Annotated in this window: 16 protein-coding genes; 10 read left to right on the plus strand and 6 right to left on the minus strand. The window is 67.6% G+C overall.

The features are described 5' to 3' along the window. Positions 1-81 precede the first annotated feature (81 nt). From jaqu_RS00315 to jaqu_RS21820, 6 genes are all read left to right on the plus strand, one after another. The gene (locus jaqu_RS00315; RefSeq protein WP_043916969.1) at positions 82-471 is read left to right on the plus strand and encodes a cytidine deaminase; all 390 of its coding nucleotides are present in this window, start codon (positions 82-84) and stop codon (positions 469-471) included. Then, on the plus strand, positions 468-1781 hold the full coding sequence (locus tag jaqu_RS00320) for a thymidine phosphorylase (RefSeq protein WP_043916937.1): 1314 nt from the start codon (positions 468-470) through the stop codon (positions 1779-1781). The genes jaqu_RS00315 and jaqu_RS00320 overlap by 4 nt, the downstream gene beginning before the upstream one ends. Further along, entirely contained in the window at positions 1778-2953 is a 1176-nt protein-coding gene (locus jaqu_RS00325) for a phosphopentomutase (protein ID WP_043916938.1), read from the plus strand. The genes jaqu_RS00320 and jaqu_RS00325 overlap by 4 nt, the downstream gene beginning before the upstream one ends. Next, positions 2950-3906, plus strand: coding sequence for an adenosine deaminase (locus jaqu_RS00330; RefSeq protein WP_043916939.1), 957 nt, complete (start codon positions 2950-2952; stop codon positions 3904-3906). The genes jaqu_RS00325 and jaqu_RS00330 overlap by 4 nt, the downstream gene beginning before the upstream one ends. After that, complete coding sequence (upp, locus tag jaqu_RS00335) at positions 3903-4535, plus strand: uracil phosphoribosyltransferase (RefSeq protein WP_043916940.1); 633 nt, start codon at positions 3903-3905, stop codon at positions 4533-4535. The genes jaqu_RS00330 and upp overlap by 4 nt, the downstream gene beginning before the upstream one ends. An 87-nt stretch (positions 4536-4622) precedes the next feature. Then, a complete protein-coding gene (locus jaqu_RS21820) occupies positions 4623-5117 on the plus strand; it encodes a hypothetical protein (protein WP_043916941.1) in 495 nt (164 codons plus the stop codon). Positions 5118-5121: 4 nt separating this feature from the next. Here the strand turns inward: jaqu_RS21820 and jaqu_RS00345 are convergent, their stop codons facing one another. After that, positions 5122-6108, minus strand: coding sequence for a hypothetical protein (locus tag jaqu_RS00345; RefSeq protein ID WP_043916942.1), 987 nt, complete (start codon positions 6106-6108; stop codon positions 5122-5124). Further along, positions 6105-7724 (minus strand): AMP-binding protein, encoded by a 1620-nt coding sequence (locus tag jaqu_RS00350; RefSeq protein WP_043916943.1) that lies wholly within the window; start codon positions 7722-7724, stop codon positions 6105-6107. The genes jaqu_RS00345 and jaqu_RS00350 overlap by 4 nt, the downstream gene beginning before the upstream one ends. A 73-nt stretch (positions 7725-7797) precedes the next feature. Here jaqu_RS00350 and jaqu_RS00355 point away from each other — a divergent pair, with 73 nt between their 5' ends. The 4 genes from jaqu_RS00355 (at position 7798) to jaqu_RS20310 (ending at position 11301) form a co-directional block, all read left to right on the plus strand. After that, positions 7798-8685, plus strand: coding sequence for a DMT family transporter (locus jaqu_RS00355; protein ID WP_043916944.1), 888 nt, complete (start codon positions 7798-7800; stop codon positions 8683-8685). Further along, positions 8682-9332 carry a sulfotransferase family 2 domain-containing protein gene (locus jaqu_RS00360; protein WP_043916945.1) on the plus strand — a complete coding sequence of 217 codons (651 nt, stop codon included), beginning with the start codon at positions 8682-8684 and terminating at the stop codon, positions 9330-9332. Before jaqu_RS00355 ends, jaqu_RS00360 begins: the two co-directional genes overlap by 4 nt. Before the next feature lie 103 nt (positions 9333-9435). Beyond that, a complete protein-coding gene (locus tag jaqu_RS00365) occupies positions 9436-10086 on the plus strand; it encodes a Hint domain-containing protein (protein ID WP_043916946.1) in 651 nt (216 codons plus the stop codon). Between the two features lie 195 nt (positions 10087-10281). Beyond that, positions 10282-11301: a Hint domain-containing protein gene (locus jaqu_RS20310; RefSeq protein ID WP_052500673.1), complete on the plus strand. Its 1020-nt coding sequence runs from the start codon at positions 10282-10284 to the stop codon at positions 11299-11301. Between the two features lie 37 nt (positions 11302-11338). Here the strand turns inward: jaqu_RS20310 and jaqu_RS00375 are convergent, their stop codons facing one another. Genes jaqu_RS00375 through jaqu_RS00390 form a run of 4 tightly spaced genes read right to left on the minus strand, consistent with a single transcriptional unit; the run spans position 11339 to position 15667 of the window. Continuing rightward, positions 11339-13522, minus strand: coding sequence for a 3-hydroxyacyl-CoA dehydrogenase NAD-binding domain-containing protein (locus jaqu_RS00375; protein ID WP_043916947.1), 2184 nt, complete (start codon positions 13520-13522; stop codon positions 11339-11341). Next, positions 13519-13980 carry a hypothetical protein gene (locus tag jaqu_RS00380; protein WP_043916948.1) on the minus strand — a complete coding sequence of 154 codons (462 nt, stop codon included), beginning with the start codon at positions 13978-13980 and terminating at the stop codon, positions 13519-13521. Before jaqu_RS00380 ends, jaqu_RS00375 begins: the two co-directional genes overlap by 4 nt. Continuing rightward, the gene (locus tag jaqu_RS00385) at positions 13977-14456 is read right to left on the minus strand and encodes a hypothetical protein (protein ID WP_043916949.1); all 480 of its coding nucleotides are present in this window, start codon (positions 14454-14456) and stop codon (positions 13977-13979) included. Before jaqu_RS00385 ends, jaqu_RS00380 begins: the two co-directional genes overlap by 4 nt. Continuing rightward, positions 14456-15667, minus strand: a complete 1212-nt coding sequence (locus tag jaqu_RS00390) for an acetyl-CoA C-acetyltransferase (protein ID WP_043916950.1) — start codon at positions 15665-15667, stop codon at positions 14456-14458. The genes jaqu_RS00385 and jaqu_RS00390 overlap by 1 nt, the downstream gene beginning before the upstream one ends. Positions 15668-15717 lie beyond the last annotated feature (50 nt).

The following is a 15717-nucleotide window of genomic DNA, read 5'->3' on the forward strand; positions in this document are numbered from 1 at the left end:
ATGCCCCGGCGCGGCCATTCCCGCCCCACCGCTTGCCCCCGCTCTCCGACCGGCCTAGCACCGAGAGCAGGAGGCATGCCGATGACCGATCTCAGAGATGCCGCGCTCCAGGTGCGCGACCATGCCTATGCCCCCTATTCCGGCTTCAAGGTCGGCGCCGCGATCCGGGGCGCCTCCGGTGCGGTCTACGCCGGCTGCAACGTCGAGAATGTCGCCTACCCGGAAGGGACCTGCGCCGAGGCGGGCGCCATCGCCGCCATGGTCGCCGCCGGAGAGACCGTCCTGACCGAAGCCTACGTCGTCGCCGGCTCTCCCAGTCCGGTTCCGCCCTGCGGCGGGTGCCGCCAGAAACTGGCGGAGTTCGGGGCGGGCGAGGTTTCCGTCACCCTCGCCACCACTTCGGGCCACGAGCAGCTTACCACGATCGCCGATCTGCTGCCCGGCGCCTTCGATGCGGATCACATGGCGTGAGCGTCCGAAGTACCCTCTCGAACCTGCGGGCGGGTAAGGCCCCTGACGCCAAGGACGTGTCCGCCTTCGCCGCGGGCCTTGCCGATGGGTCCGTGTCGGATGCGCAGGCCGGAGCCTTTGCCATGGGGGTCTGCCGCACGCCGCTGTCACGCGAGGGGCGGGCGGCGCTTACGCGTGCGATGCGCGATGGCGGAGACGTCCTGAGCTGGGATCTCGACGGTCCGGTCGTCGACAAGCACTCGACCGGCGGCGTCGGCGATTGCGTGTCGCTGGTCCTCGCTCCGGCGCTGGCGGCTTGCGGGGCCTTCGTGCCGATGATTTCGGGCCGGGGGCTGGGGCATACGGGCGGCACGCTCGACAAGCTAGCCGCGATCCCGGGGTTTCGCGCGGATCTGACTACCGGTGAGATGCAGCGCATCGTCCGCGAAGTGGGCTGCGTGATCTGCGGTGCGACCGGCGATATCGCCCCCGCCGATCGGCGCCTCTATGCGGTGCGCGACGTCACGGGCACCGTCGAAAGTCTGGATCTGATCGTCTCGTCGATCCTCTCCAAGAAACTCGCCGAGGGACCCGAGGCGTTGGTCCTCGACGTCAAGACCGGCTCCGGCGCGCTGATGCCGGACGAAGACGATGCCCGCAGACTGGCCCGCGCGCTGGTCGAGACGGCGCAGGCGAATGGCGTCATGACCTCTGCGCTGTTGACTTCGATGGATCAGCCCGTCGCCACCTGCGCGGGCAACGCGCTGGAGGTGATCGCCGCGATGGAGGCGCTGGCGGACCCCACTTCGCGGGGAAGCGACCGTCTGGTCGCGCTGACCAAGGCCCTCGGTGGAGAGGTGTTGGCGTTGGCGGGGCTTGCCGCCGATGCCGAGGACGGCGCGGTCCGCGTGGCCAGCGCGCTCGAGTCCGGGGCGGCCGCCGAACGGTTCGGACAGATGATCGCGGCTCAGGGCGGCCCGTCCGATTTCCTGGAACGCTGGCGCGATCGCCTGCCGGCCGCCCCCGTCGTGGCTGAACTGCGCGCCGACACGCCCGGTGTCATGGGCGCGATTGACACCCGGGCCCTGGGCGAGGCCGTGGTCGATCTGGGCGGCGGGCGGCGGCGCGAGGACGATCGCATCGATCCGACGGTGGGCGTGTCGCATCTGGTCGCGCTCGGCGCGGTCGTCACCGAAGGAACGCCGCTGGCCCGTGTCCACGCCGCCGATGCCGATGCCGCCGAAGAGGCCGCGGAGCGTGTGGCCGCGGCCATGACGCTGGTGCCGGGCGCTGTCACGCCGGCCCCCCTGATCCGCGAGGTGATCCGATGAGCCGCGTATTTCTGGTCGTGCTCGACTCGGTCGGGTGCGGGGGCGCCCCCGATGCCGCCGCGTTCGGGGACGAGGGCGCGAACACGCTTGCCCATATCGCCGAATGGTGCGCCTCCAAACGCCAGGCAGGGCCTCTGCAGATGCCGCATCTCGACAGGCTCGGCCTGGGGGCCGCCGTCAAGCTGGCCTCCGGCGCCACGGCACCGGGGCTGGGTGCCGCGCCCGAAGGGCTCTGGGGGGCGGCGACCGAAGTCTCTCCGGGGAAAGACACGCCGTCGGGGCATTGGGAACTGGCCGGTCTGCCCGTGCCCTGGGACTGGCATTACTTCCCCGACACCGACCCCTGTTTCCCGCCGGATCTGGTCGATCTCGTGAAGGAAAAGGCGGGCACCGACGGGATCCTCGGCAATCGCCACGCCTCGGGCACGCTGATCATCGAGGAGGAAGCCGAGGCCCACCGGTCGTCGGGCTGGCCCATATGCTACACCTCCGTGGACAGCGTCTTCCAGATCGCTGCACACGAGGAATGGTTTGGTCTCGACCGTCTCTATACGCTCTGCGAGGCGCTGGCGCCCACGCTGCACGACATGCGCGTCGGCCGGGTCATCGCTCGGCCCTTCATCGGGGATGGGCCGTGGCAGCGGACAGCCAACCGCAAGGACTACGCAATCGAGCCACCGGGACCCACGCTCTGCGATGTGGTCCAGGGGGCCGGGCGCCGGGTCCACGCGATCGGCAAGATCGGTGATATCTTCTCGATGCGCGGGATCGACACCGTGGCCAAAGGGCCGGATGCGATGCTGATGGACCATCTGGCGGACGCCGTGCGCGACATGCCGGACGGGTCTCTGACCTTCGCCAACTTCGTGGAGTTCGACAGTCTCTACGGTCATCGCCGCGACCCCGAAGGCTATGCCGGACATCTCGAATGGTTCGATGCAGCCATCGGGCCGATCCTCGCGGACATGCGCGGGGAGGATCTGATGGTCTTCACCGCGGATCATGGCAACGATCCGACCTTCCGCGGCACAGACCACACGCGCGAACGGGTGCCCGTGATCTGCGCCGGAGCACGGGGCGAGGCCGGGCTGATCGCTTTCGCCGATGTGGCTGCATACGTATGCAAATGGCTTGGCGTCCCCTCCGTCGGACCGGGGAAGCCCTTCGCATGATCCCGAAGGTCGAGCTGCACCTGCACCTCGAAGGCGCCGCCCCGCCCGAATTCATCCGCCGTCTCGCAGACGAGAAGCATGTCGATCTTTCCCGTATCTTCGATACCGATGGCGCCTATGCTTACGACGACTTCACCGGGTTCCTGCGCTGCTACGAGGCCGCGACCTCGGTCCTGCAGACGCCCGAAGACTTCGCGCGCCTGACCGCCGAGGTGCTGGAACGTCAGCGCGACCACGGCGTCATCTACACCGAGATCTTCCTGTCCCCCGACTTCTGCGGCGGCCGTGACCTGTCGGCCTGGCGTGACTACCTCGCCGCAATCCGGGAGGCCGCACGCCGCGTGGACGGGATCTCGATGCGCGGCATCGTCACCTGCATCCGCCACGAAGGGCCGGAGAAGGCGAGGGAGACGGCCATCTGCGCGGCCGAGACGGCGGGCGATTTCGTCACCGGCTGGGGCATGGGCGGGGACGAACGGATGGGCAAGGCCACCGATTTCGCCTGGGCGTTCGACTGCGCCCGCGAGGCGGGGCTCGGGATCACCTGCCACGCCGGAGAGTTCGGCGGCCCTGACAGCGTACGCGACGCTCTGCGTCTGCGCCCGTCGCGGATCGGCCATGGCGTTCGCAGCATCGAAGACGACGCGCTGGTGGACCGGCTGGCCGAGGATGGCATCGTGCTGGAAGTCTGCCCCGGCTCGAACGTGGCGCTCGGCCTTTATCCCGACATCCGCCGCCATCCGGTCGAGCGGCTGCGCGCGCGCGGCGTGCCGGTCACGATTTCCACCGACGATCCGCCCTTCTTCCACACCGACATGAGTGCCGAATACGACGCGCTGTCCGATGCGTTCGATTGGGACGAGAGCCTCTTCGCCGAGATCGCCCGCACCGCCGCCCGCGCCGCGTTCTGCGACGCCGATACCCGAAAGACCCTGCTCGAAAGGCTGCAATGATGGAGCATCTGACCGTCGTCAAACACCCCCTTGTCCAGCACAAGCTGACCCTTATGCGAGAGCAGGAAACGCCGACCGCCGTCTTCCGTCAGCTTCTGCGCGAGATCAGCCAGCTTCTCGCCTACGAGATCACCCGCGAGCTGCCGATGGAGATGAAGCGCATCGAAACGCCCGTCGCGCCGATGGACGCGCCGGTGCTTGCGGGACGGAAGATGGCGCTCGTGTCGATCCTGCGGGCGGGGAACGGGCTACTGGACGGCATCCTCGAGCTGATCCCTTCGGCGCGGGTGGGCTTCGTCGGCCTCTATCGCGACGAGGAGACGCTGGAACCCGTGCAGTATTACTTCAAGGCGCCCGAGAACCTCGGCGAGCGGCTGGTCATCGCGGTGGACCCCATGCTGGCCACGGGCAATTCGTCGGCGGCGGCCATCGACCTCCTCAAGGACGCCGGGGCGACGGACATTCGGTTTCTCTGCCTGCTGGCCGCGCCCGAAGGGGTCGAGCGCATGAAGGCCGCCCATCCCGACGTTCCCATCGTGACGGCGGCCGTCGATGAGAAGCTCAACGAGAAGGGATATATCGTCCCGGGTCTGGGCGATGCGGGCGACCGGATGTTCGGCACGAAGTGACCGCGACCCCGCTTCGGCCTTTACAGCCGCGGCATCCGCCGGTCAGATAGGATCACCGCTTGGGGGCGGCTGCTCTGGAGATCCGTTATGACGCCCAAACTGCTCTTGGCCGTCGGTATCGCTGCCACGATGCTGACTGGCCCCGCCCGCGCCGACACGGTGCTTGCGCGTGACTTCCCGCCGATCTGTGCCGAGGCACGCCATCTCGGCGATGGGGTGGTGCGGGCCACACCGGCCTGCGTGGCCGCCTTGCGTCAGGCCGGGTTCGGTGTGCGCGACGCGCGGGGACAGCGGGGACAGCGCATTCTGCGGACCGATCAGGTCGTGGTGCCCCGCGCGACGGTTTCGTCCGATAGCGGGCCCATCGTCGTGACCGGCGCGCCCGGATCGTTCGCGGTCGCCCCGCCGCCGCCGGGATATCGCGCCGCCTGGACCGATGACCGGCTGAACCCGTACCGGGGGGAGCGGACGCTGAAAGGCGATCTTCAGACCCGTGCGATCTGGACCGATACGGTACCCCGCCGGCTGCGCGGCACGGTCCAGACCACGCGCCCGCTGACGGCGCGCGATCTGGGGCACTAGGCGCTCAGCTTTCGCAGATGCCGCGCAGGCTCTGCCAGCCGGCATCGTCAAGGGCGGGCTCCAGCCCCGAGGCGGCGGCCCGAACCGGCCGCCCCGTCGCCTGCGCCCAGGGCGCCCAGGCCAGGCCAGCCTCTGCGAAGGCGCCGCGCAACGCCTCGTCGGCGGGAAGGGGCGGTGGCGTCAGGATCAGGCGTTCCACGGCCTCGGCCACGTCCTGCTGGCGCACGTCACCGGACATCAGGAGGCGTGCGGTACCCCAGGTCCCGAGCCCATCGATGAACCGCCCCAGCGGGCCGTCGCCATGCGCCGTCGCCCGGGCGGCCACGAAGTGTCCCGCCGCCACCTCCGGGTCGTCGCGCGCCACCAGCACCTCGTTCGAGAGGATCAGTAATCCGCCCGGCAAGGCCAGCGCGGGCGCGGGCAGATCCTGGACGACCCGCATGCGAACGGGCGTGTTCGGAAACAGACGCAGCCGCAGCCGCGTCAACGCCTCGTCCCCCAGCGGACCGGTGCAGGGCGGCCCCGTCAGCGCCCCGAGTTCGACCAGAAGGCGGTCCCCGATCTCGGCCTGTTTGGCGGGGGGCAGCACCGCGATCGCATGATCCCGGATCGCCCCCGGAAGCCAGGCGAGCAGGCCAAGGATCGCCGCCGCCGTCAGGGCTGAACTCAGCACGAAGCGAAGACGCCCGCGTTTGGGGCGGCCGCGCTCCACCGCGTCCAGGACACGTTCGAGGACGGCGACCATCTCGGTCTCCTCGATCTCCAATTCCTCGTCCGCGCGTTGGCCAGGGGCATAGCGCGCGGGCATGGCCCCGGGATTGAGACGCCGCATGGCGGGCAGAGACCAGTGCGACAGGGGTGCTTCATCCGTCCCGAAGATGACCAGCTCCGCCTCGCCGACCGAGACATAGACGTCGCGGCGCTGTTCGCCTTCGGCGGGGTGCCAGATGGCCGGTGACTCGAGACGTTCGAGCCCGTCGATTGCCGTCATGCGCCGTCCTTCGCGCGGTTGCGCAACTCGAACTTCTGGATCTTGCCGGTGGATGTCTTCGGCAATTCACCGAAGACCACCCGCTTGGGTGTCTTGAACCCGGCGAGCCGTTCGCGGGCGAAGGCGATCAGCTCTTCCTCCGTGACCTCGCCGCGGGTCTCCACGAAGGCACAGGGGACCTCGCCCCATTTCTCGTCCGGCTGCGCGACGACGGCGCAAAGGTCGACGGCCGGGTGGTGCATCAGCACGCCTTCGACCTCGACCGAAGAGACATTCTCGCCGCCCGAGATGATGATGTCCTTCGCGCGATCCTTGATCTGCAGGTAGCCGTCGGGATGCACGACCGCGATGTCGCCGGACCGGAACCATCCGCCTTCGAAGGCCTCGGCCGTGGCCTCCGGGTTCCGGTAGTAGCCCTTCATGACGGCGTTGCCGCGCATCCCAACCTCGCCCTGGGTTTCGCCGTCAAGAGGGACGGGCGAGCCGTCGGCATCGAAGACGCCGACGCCCTCCATCATCGGATAGGCGACCCCCTGCCGCGCCTTCAGCGCCGCGCGTTCGTCCGGCGCGCTGCCATCCCACTTGTCCTGCCACACGTTCTCGACGACGTGGCCATAGGTTTCGGTCAGACCGTAGCAATGCGTGACGTTCAGACCCAGAGCTTCCGCCTTGGCCAGGGTGGCGGCGGGGGGCGGGGCGCCGGCTGTATAGACCTCGACCACATGGGGCAGGGGGCGACGCTCGTCGTCGCCGGCATTGGCCAGCGTGTTCAGCACGATGGGCGCGCCGCCGAAATGGGTCACGCCCTCGTCGGCGATGGCGTCGAAGATGCCCTTGGCGGTCACCTCCCGCAGGCAGACGACCGTGCCACCCACTAGGGGCATCATCCAGAAGTGACACCAGCCGTTGCAGTGAAACAATGGCACCACCGTCAGCAGGCGCGGATGCAGGACCATCCGCCAGGAGACGACCGTGCCGAAAGTGATGAGGTAGGCGCCCCGGTGGTGGTACACGACGCCCTTGGGCCGTCCCGTCGTGCCGGAGGTGTAGTTCAGCGCAAGGCTTTCCCACTCGTCCTCGGGCATGATCCAGCGGAAGGCAGGGTCTCCCTCGGCCACCAAGTCTTCGTATGTCAGATGCCGGCCGGTCGCTTCGATCCCGGCCACCGGATCGGGAACCTCGATGATCAGGGGGGGCGTCTTCTGTACCGCGGCGGCCTCTTCGGCCAGTTCGATCAGGGCGCTGTCCACAAGCAGGACCTTCGCCCCACCATGGCCGAGAATATACTGAACCGTTTCCAGGTCGAGCCGGGTGTTGATCGTGTTCAACACCGCGCCGCAGGCGGGCACACCGAACCCGGCTTCGACCTGCGCGGGCACGTTCGGCAACAAGGGCGCCACCACGTCGCCGGGCGTGACCCCGCGCGCTGCGAGCGCGGAGGCGAGGCGCGAGACGCGGGCTTGGTAATCCGAGTAGGAGCGCCGGACAGTGCCGTAGACCAGCGCCTCCCGGTCGGGCCAGATCGCCGCCGCGCGGGCGAGGTGGCTCAACGGGGTGAGCGCAACGTGGTTCGCTGGGCCCTTGTCCAGACCCGTCTCGTCAGCCATCCATCCCATCGCGACCCCCCCATTGCGATACCTTCGAACGCGCCCGATAGTCCCAGCGCGACCGCCGCAGGACAAGTGCCAGATGACGAATGCCCCTCTTGCTTCGGCCGCCTCGATCCTGAGCGCGATGGCCGTCATCGGTCTCATCGACCAATTCGTCCAGGTCATCGCCGAAAGCAGCAGCCTCTGGACGTTCCACCTGCTGCGCTCGACGATGATGGTGGGGTTGGTCGCGTTGTGGCTCCTCGTCGCGGGACGGCGGCTTTCCGTCGTGTCGTGGCGCGGCGTTGCCGGGCGGGCGGCGTTCCTGTCGCTCGCCATGATCGTCTATTTCGGCGCGCTGGGTTTTCTCCCGGTGGCGCAGGCGGCGGCGGGCCTCTTCACGGCGCCGCTCTGGGTGATGATCTTTTCGGTCGGATTGTTCGGCCTGCGGATCGGGCCGGTGCGCGCACTGGCGGCGCTGGCGGGCTTTGCCGGAGTGTTGCTGGTACTTTCGCCAGACCCGTCGGATCTGTCGGCAGGCAGCTTCGTGCCACTGGTCGCGGGCGCCTTCTACGCGGTCGCCGCGATCGCCACACGCGAGTGGTGCGGGGCCGAGAGCACATTGACCCTGGCGACCAGTTCCTTCGTCGCACTGGGCCTCTGGGGCCTGTTCGGTGTCGTCACCGCGTGGCTGGTCGGACCCGGAGACGGCTTTCTGACGCGCGGCTGGGTCACGCCGGACGCGGAGGTCTGGTTCTGGATCGCCATTCAGGCCATCGGCAGCCTCGGAGCGGTGATCCTGCTGACGCGAGGCTACCAATTGGCCGAAGCGTCGCTGGCCAGCATCTTCGAATATTCGGTCCTCGGCTTTTCGGCCCTGTTCGGCTGGCTGGTCTGGAACCAGGTGACCGGGCCCTTGGGCCTTATAGGCCTGGCCTTGATCGCAGGAGCGGGCGCGGTGGTCGCCTTGCGGGGACGTCCGGCATGATCGTTTCGCCCGGGCGTGGCTACGTGTTCGTCCACGCGCCCAAGACCGGCGGCACCGCACTCACGCTGGCGCTGGAGGCGCGGGCCCATCGCGACGACATCATCGTGGGCGACACGCCCAAGGCGAAGGCGCGACGACGGCGGATCGCCGGCGTAACGACTGCGGGTCGCTTGTGGAAACACTCCAAGCTGCGCGACATCCGCGGATTGCTGCCCGATGCGACGCTGGATGGCCTGCGCCCGGTCACGCTGGTCCGCAACCCGTGGGACCGGATGATCAGCTACTATCACTGGCTGCGCGATCAGACCTTCGATCATCCCGCGGTCAGGCTGGCCAGGGCGGTCCCTTTTGGCGATTTCGTCCTCGACGATGCGACGGCGGCGAGTTTCAGGGCCAATCCCTACACCTCCTACGTGGAAGGCGGGCGCGATCCGCTCTTTGTCCGGCTAGAACACTTGGCCGCCGACCTCGCCCCCTTCGAGGATCTGCTGGGGTTCCGGCTCGACGTGCCGCGCGCAAACGAGAGCGACCGACCCGACGATTGGCGGGCCCTCTATGATGCGCGAACGACACGGCGCGTGGCCGAGATCTGCGCCGCCGACATCTCGGCCTTTTCCTACCGCTTCGATCCGGGCGATTCGGCATGAAGTCGCCGACCGCCCCGTCATCCCGGATCGGCGGATCACTGCCCGCACGATCTGCGGCAACCTGCCGCCCAACCGGAACGCCCGCCAAGAAGGCCCCGAGCATATGAGTCAGCCCCGTATCTTCGCGGCCCCGTCCGCAAACCCGGAAACGGATGTGGCCCCGCGCCCGAAGCGGGTTTCGCCAGACGTCGAGCCCGCGCCGAGGCGGGTGCCCGCGCTCGATGCCGGGCCGGAGGCGTTGCCCTGCCTCCATGCCGGCGTCCGGGTGCAGACGCCGGACGGTGCCGTCCTCGTGGAGGTTCTGAAGGCCGGCCAACGTGTGGTCCTTCACGGCGGTCAGGAAGCCACGCTCACGAATGTCGAGCGCTTCGTCATTTCCCGACCCGATTGGGCATATCGTGCCCCGACCTGGCCGATCCGGGTGCCCGTCGGCGCGCTCGGCAACACGGCGCCGCTTCGACTGTCGCCGGGTATGCGGGTTCTCTTGCAGGGGCCCGCCGTGTCGGAGCGATGCGGCGGCGAAGTCCTCGTGGCGATCCGCGACCTTGTCGGGATCGGAGGTATCGCGCGTGACCGGCCATTGTCGGATATCCGGTATTTCCAGCTCAGCCTTCCGGACCATGCCCTCCTTTCGGTCGAGGGCGCATATTGCGAGACGGCGCCGGCCGGGCCCCGACTGGTCCGGCCCGAGGCGGAACGCGGCGCGGCGCGGATCGCGTTCGCCTCCATGTCGGGACGTCCGCTGCTCGAGTGAGGCCGGCGTTGATCGGCCGGTGTCCGGCAGATCGCCACTCGAAAAGCCCGTGTCCCGGCCGGGGACTTCGCCACGATCTCGCCACATAGTATGGTTACCGCACAATTCGTTTTGTTGGGTGGCATTGTTTCGATCGCGTGACCGCCCAACGGGGCGTCCCGTCGAAGCTGTCATCCTGAACGCGGGCGGTTCGGCATGGCGGTCAGCTACACGATCAATCTCTACTCGGCGCAGAACCTGCTGAACGGGGCGGGCGATCAGGTCTTTTCCTTCAGCGATACCGACACGGCCGCGCGCAGCGGGACGTTCACCAGCGGGGGCGAGACGGCCCAGCGCGTCACCATCGTGGACGATTTCAACACCACGGCTCCGAACCAGGCGAATGACGCCATCGACGATTTCGACGACGGGACCGGTGCGCGGCAGGTCCTGGGCGAGGACGTGACCGTCACCTTCGAGCTGAACGGATCGGTCGTCACGCGCACCTTTCCGGCCGGCAGCCAGGTCCAGGCCGAGTTCCAGCAGGATTTCTCCAATGGCCCGACAATCGTCGCGATCCGCATCGCCAATCCGCTCGCCGGTCAGCCGGGGGAGCCGAACCTGATCACGGCTGCCTACGCCGTGGTGGGCGGTGCGATTCCGCCGGGAACGACCTTCGGCACGACGTCCGGAGGACAGAATGCAGGTGACATTGCCTATGCGGATATCCCCTGCTTCGTGCCGGGAACACGGCTCGACACACCGTCCGGATCACGTCTGGTCGAGGCGTTGCGGCCGGGCGACCATGTCCTGACGGCGGATGACGGTCCGCAGGAGATCACATGGGTCGGCGAACGCGTCGTCAGCCGGGATGAATTGCTTCGCCGCCCCGATTGGCGGCCGATCCGTTTGCCCGGCGGCCTGGCCTTGTCGCCGCTGCACCGCGTCCTGCGAAGCGGACCGGCGCTTTCGCTGCTGACCGGTCTGGCCGAAGCGCTGGTAGAGGCGCGGTTCCTGGGACGCAGCATCACGCCGAAGACCGGGATCCGGTACATCCACTTCACATGCGCCCGTCATCAGATCGTCCGAGCGGACGGTCAATGGGTCGAGACGTTGTTGCGCGGCGATGCCGGTTGTCCGCTCCTGGACGAAGCCGCGCAGCGTCGTCACCCGGCAAGGCCGCTGCTCGCCGGTTACGAGGCCGGTCTCATCGCGGCTGATCTTCACGCAGCATGATCGGACGGCCCGGCATCGTGGTGCCGGGCCGAAGGGATCAGGCCGCCGCGCGCGCCGCGTCGCCGTAGAAGGTCGCGCCGCTCTTGGCCATCTCGGTCAACGTCTTGGGCGTCTCGAAACGGGCTCCGAACTTCTCGGTCAGCTCTGCCGTCTTGTCGACGGCCCATGCCGCGCCGACGATGTCCAGCCAGCCGAACGGCCCGCCCGACCAGGGCGCAAATCCCCAGCCGAGGATCGCCCCGACATCGCCCTCGCGGATGTCGAGCAAGACGTCCTCCTCCAGCGCGCGAACCGCTTCCAGTACTTGCGCGAACATCAGGCGGTTCTGCACCTCGTGCAGGTCCGGCTGAGTGTCTGCGACCGGGAAACGCTCGGACAAGCCATCCCAGAGAAGCTGACGCTTCCCCTTCTCGTCGTACTCGTAGAAGCCAGCATTCGACTTGCGGCCGAGGCGACCCTGCTCTTCCATGAAGAACAGCACTTCGTCGGTCGTGTCGTCGTAGGCATCGCCCATCGCGGCCTTCGTCGCCTTGGCGATCTTCACACCCAGATCGACGCTGGTCTCGTCGGTCAGTTGCAGCGGGCCAAGGGGCATCCCCAGCAACTTGGCGGCATTCTCGATCAGGGCGGGCTCGACCCCCTCCTTCACCATCCGGATGCCCTCGTTGATGTAGGGGATGATGCAGCGGTTGGCGTAGAAGAAGCGTGCGTCGTTCACGACGATCGGCGTCTTGCGGATCTGGCGCACGAAGTCGAGCGCCTTGGCCACCGCCCGGTCGCCGGTCTTCGCACCCTTGATGATCTCGACCAGCAGCATCTTGTCGACGGGGCTGAAGAAGTGGATGCCGATGAACTGCTCCGGCCGCTCGGACGCCTTGGCCAGCTCGGTGATCGGCAGGGTCGAGGTATTGGTTGCGAAGATGCAATCCTCGCCGACGACGGCCTCGACCTTCTTGGTCATCTCGGCCTTCACGCCGACGTCCTCGAAGACGGCCTCGACGATCAGGTCGCAACCCTCCAAAGCACCCAGATCGGTGGTCGCCGTGATCCGGCCCAAGACCTCGGCCTTCTTCTCTTCGGTCACCTTCTTGCGGCTGATGCCCTTGTCGAGCAGGCCCTCGGAATAGCTCTTGCCCTTGTTGGCGGCCGCCTGCTCGCGGTCGATCAGGACGACTTCGATCCCGGCATTCGCGCTGACATAAGCGATGCCCGCGCCCATCATGCCCGCACCCAGGATCCCGACCTTCCGCACCTTCTGGTCCGGCGCCTCGGGCCGGTTCGCGCCCTTTTCCAGCGCTTCCTTGTTGATGAAGAGCGAGCGGATCATCGCGGCCGAGGACGGGTTCATCAGCACATGCGTGAACCAGCGGGCCTCGACCTTCAGGGCGGTGTCGAAGGGCACGAGCGCGCCTTCGTAGACCGCGGATAGCAACGCCTTGGCGGCCGGATAGACACCCTTGGTCTTGCCGTTCACCATGGCGCTCGCACCGACGAAGGTCAGGAAGCCCGACGGATGGTAGGGCGCGCCGCCGGGCATTTTGTAGCCTTTCTCGTCCCAGGGCTTCACGATCTTGGGCTCGGACAGGACCCATTCCTTGGCGGCGGCCAGCGGGTCGTCCACGACCTCGTCGATCAGGCCGGCCGATTTGGCCTTGGCCGGTGCCATCATCTTGCCCTCCAGCAGGTAGGGCGAGGCGGCCATGGCGCCCATCTTGCGCACAAGCCGCGTGGTGCCGCCCATGCCGGGGAAGATGCCGACCATGATCTCGGGGAGGCCGATCTTCGCCTTCGGATTGTCGGCGCAGAAGATGCGATGGCAGGCCAGCGGTATTTCGAGCCCGATGCCCAGCGCGGTGCCGGGCAGGGCGGCGGCGACGGGCTTGCCGCCCTTCGACGTCTTCGGATCCATGCCCGCGCGCTCCAGCTTGCGGAGGATGCCATGGGCGCCCATCAGACCCTCGAACAGGCCGCGTGCCGGATCGTCGCCCGCGCTTTCCTTCATCTTGGCGATGACGTTCAGGTCCATGCCGCCGGCAAAGCTGTCCGGCTTGCCGGAGGTGACCACGATCCCCTTGACGGCTTCGTCCGCTAGGGCGTCGTCGATCAGCGCCTCGAATTCCGGCCACGCCTCCATCGACATGACGTTCATGGATTTGCCGGGCACATCCCAGGTGATCACGGCGACGCCGTCGGCGCCCTTCTCCATTGTGAAATCGGTCATCGCGTTTCCTTCCGGTCGTCCTGATGCGTCCCGCTCGGGCGGGCAATCGTGTTGATGCGCAGGTCGGCGTTGCGGACTTGTGCAATAAGCCCGGCGCCCTTCCATTCGCCGTCTTCCAGGCGAAGCGTCATTTCGTTCTCGAAGGGCCGCGTCACGGGTGTGGCCCCCCGGAGGATGTAGGTCGTATGGTGGCCCTCGATCCGGTCGGGCGCGACGTAACGCGCCTCCCGGCAGACCCTGAAATACGAGGTCGCCATCAGCGAATGCAGGTTCTGACGCAGACTGGCCGCGCATTGGATCAGATCCTCGCGGCTCTCGATCATCTGGCCCCGCTCGGACGTGTCGATCCGATGTGGATAGACCATCAGATCGGCCGCGCGTTCAAAGTCCTCCTCCCAGAGCAGCACGGCACACCGGTCCAGCCAGTCCTGGTAGATCTCGCGTGGGTCCGTCGTCATGAGCTCTCTCCGGGAGATGGCTTGTCGTCCTCTCTGGGCAGGCTGTCATCGCCGCGGTCGAGCACGCTCCCATAGAGGAGAACGCTGTAGCGCACGCCGATGGCGACCTCCGAGGAAAGCCAGACCCCGTTCTTGAGGATCAGGGTCATGCTGGCCGGATACGGATCGACGAGGTAGGTGCCGCCGCTCAGGATATAGGTGACATGGCGCCCCTCGATCCGGTCGTTCGCCATGAAAGCGGCGTCCCGGCAGATGCGGTGGTAGGCTGTCGCACCCATGCTGGAAAGGCTCTCGCGGAACGCCTTCGCATGTCCCTTCATCGCCTCGGCGTCGGGGGCGATATAGCCCGGCCCCTCCGGCATCCCGATGCGGTGAGGATAGGAGATCGCGGCCGCGACGGCGTCGTAGTCGCGATCCCACACGGCTTGGGAGACCCGGTCGAGATGCTCCTGGAAGATCTCCCGCGCGTCGTCCATCAGACCCGCTCGATGATCGTGGCGGCGCCCATCCCGCTTGCAACGCAGAGCGTGGCCAGCCCGACTTCCTTGTCCGCCCGCTCCAGTTCGTCGAGCAGGGTGCCGATGATGATCGCGCCCGACGCGCCCAGCGGGTGACCCATCGCGATGGCGCCCCCGTTCACGTTGACCACGTCGTGATCCACATCGAAGGCCTGCATGAAGCGCAGCACGACGGACGAGAACGCCTCGTTCACCTCGAAGAGGTCGATGTCCCCGATGGACATGCCGTTTTCCGTCAGGATCTTGTTCGTCGCCGGAACCGGGCCGATCAGCATGATCGTGGGATCGTTGCCGATCTTGGCGGTGGCGCGGATGCGCGCGCGGGGCTTGAGGCCCCACTTCTCTCCGAATTCCTTGCTGCCGATCAGGATGCCGGCCGCACCGTCCACGATGCCCGACGAATTGCCGGCGGTGTGGACATGCTCGATCTTTTCGAGATGGGGATACTTCATCAGCGCGATCTGGTCGAAGCCCGGCATCACCTCACCCTGGTCCTTGAAGGCGGCCTTGAGCCCGCCCAGCGACTGCATGTCGGTGCCTTCGCGGATGTATTCGTCATGGTCCAGGATCGGCAGGCCGTTGATGTCCCGCACGGTGAAGACCGACTTGTCGAAGCGCCCGTCCTTCCAGGCGGCGGCGGCGCGCTTCTGGCTCTCGACGGCGTAGGCATCGACGTCATCGCGGCTGAAGCCGTATTCGGTGGCGATGATGTCGGCGCTGATGCCTTGGGGCACGAAGTACTCGTTCATCGCGACCGAGGGGTCGACGGCAACGGCGGCCCCGTCGCTGCCCATGGGCACCCGGCTCATGCATTCGACGCCACCCGCGATATAGCCGTCGCCCGCTCCGCCGCGGATCTGGTTCGCGGCGAGGTTCACCGCCTCCATTCCGCTGGCGCAGAAGCGGTTGATCGAGAGGCCGGGGATCGACTCGTCCAGCTTGGAGGCCATCACCGCCGTTCGGGCGAGGCAGCCGCCCTGTTCCATGACCTGCGTGGCATTCCCCCAGATGACGTCCTCGACGGCGTGTCCATCCAGCCCGTTGCGGGTCGCCAACTCGTCCAGGACATTGGCCGACAGGCGGACGCTCGTGACTTCGTGCAAGGAGCCGTCCTTGCGGCCCTTGCCGCGGGGCGTGCGCACGGAATCGTAGATATAGGCTTCGGTCATCGGATCCTCCGGGAGTGATCGGGACGCGCCGGGCAGGCGCGGAAATAGGG

Origin of the sequence: Jannaschia aquimarina, from assembly GCF_000877395.1 — a bacterium.
GTDB classification, from domain to species: Bacteria; Pseudomonadota; Alphaproteobacteria; order Rhodobacterales; family Rhodobacteraceae; genus Jannaschia; species Jannaschia aquimarina.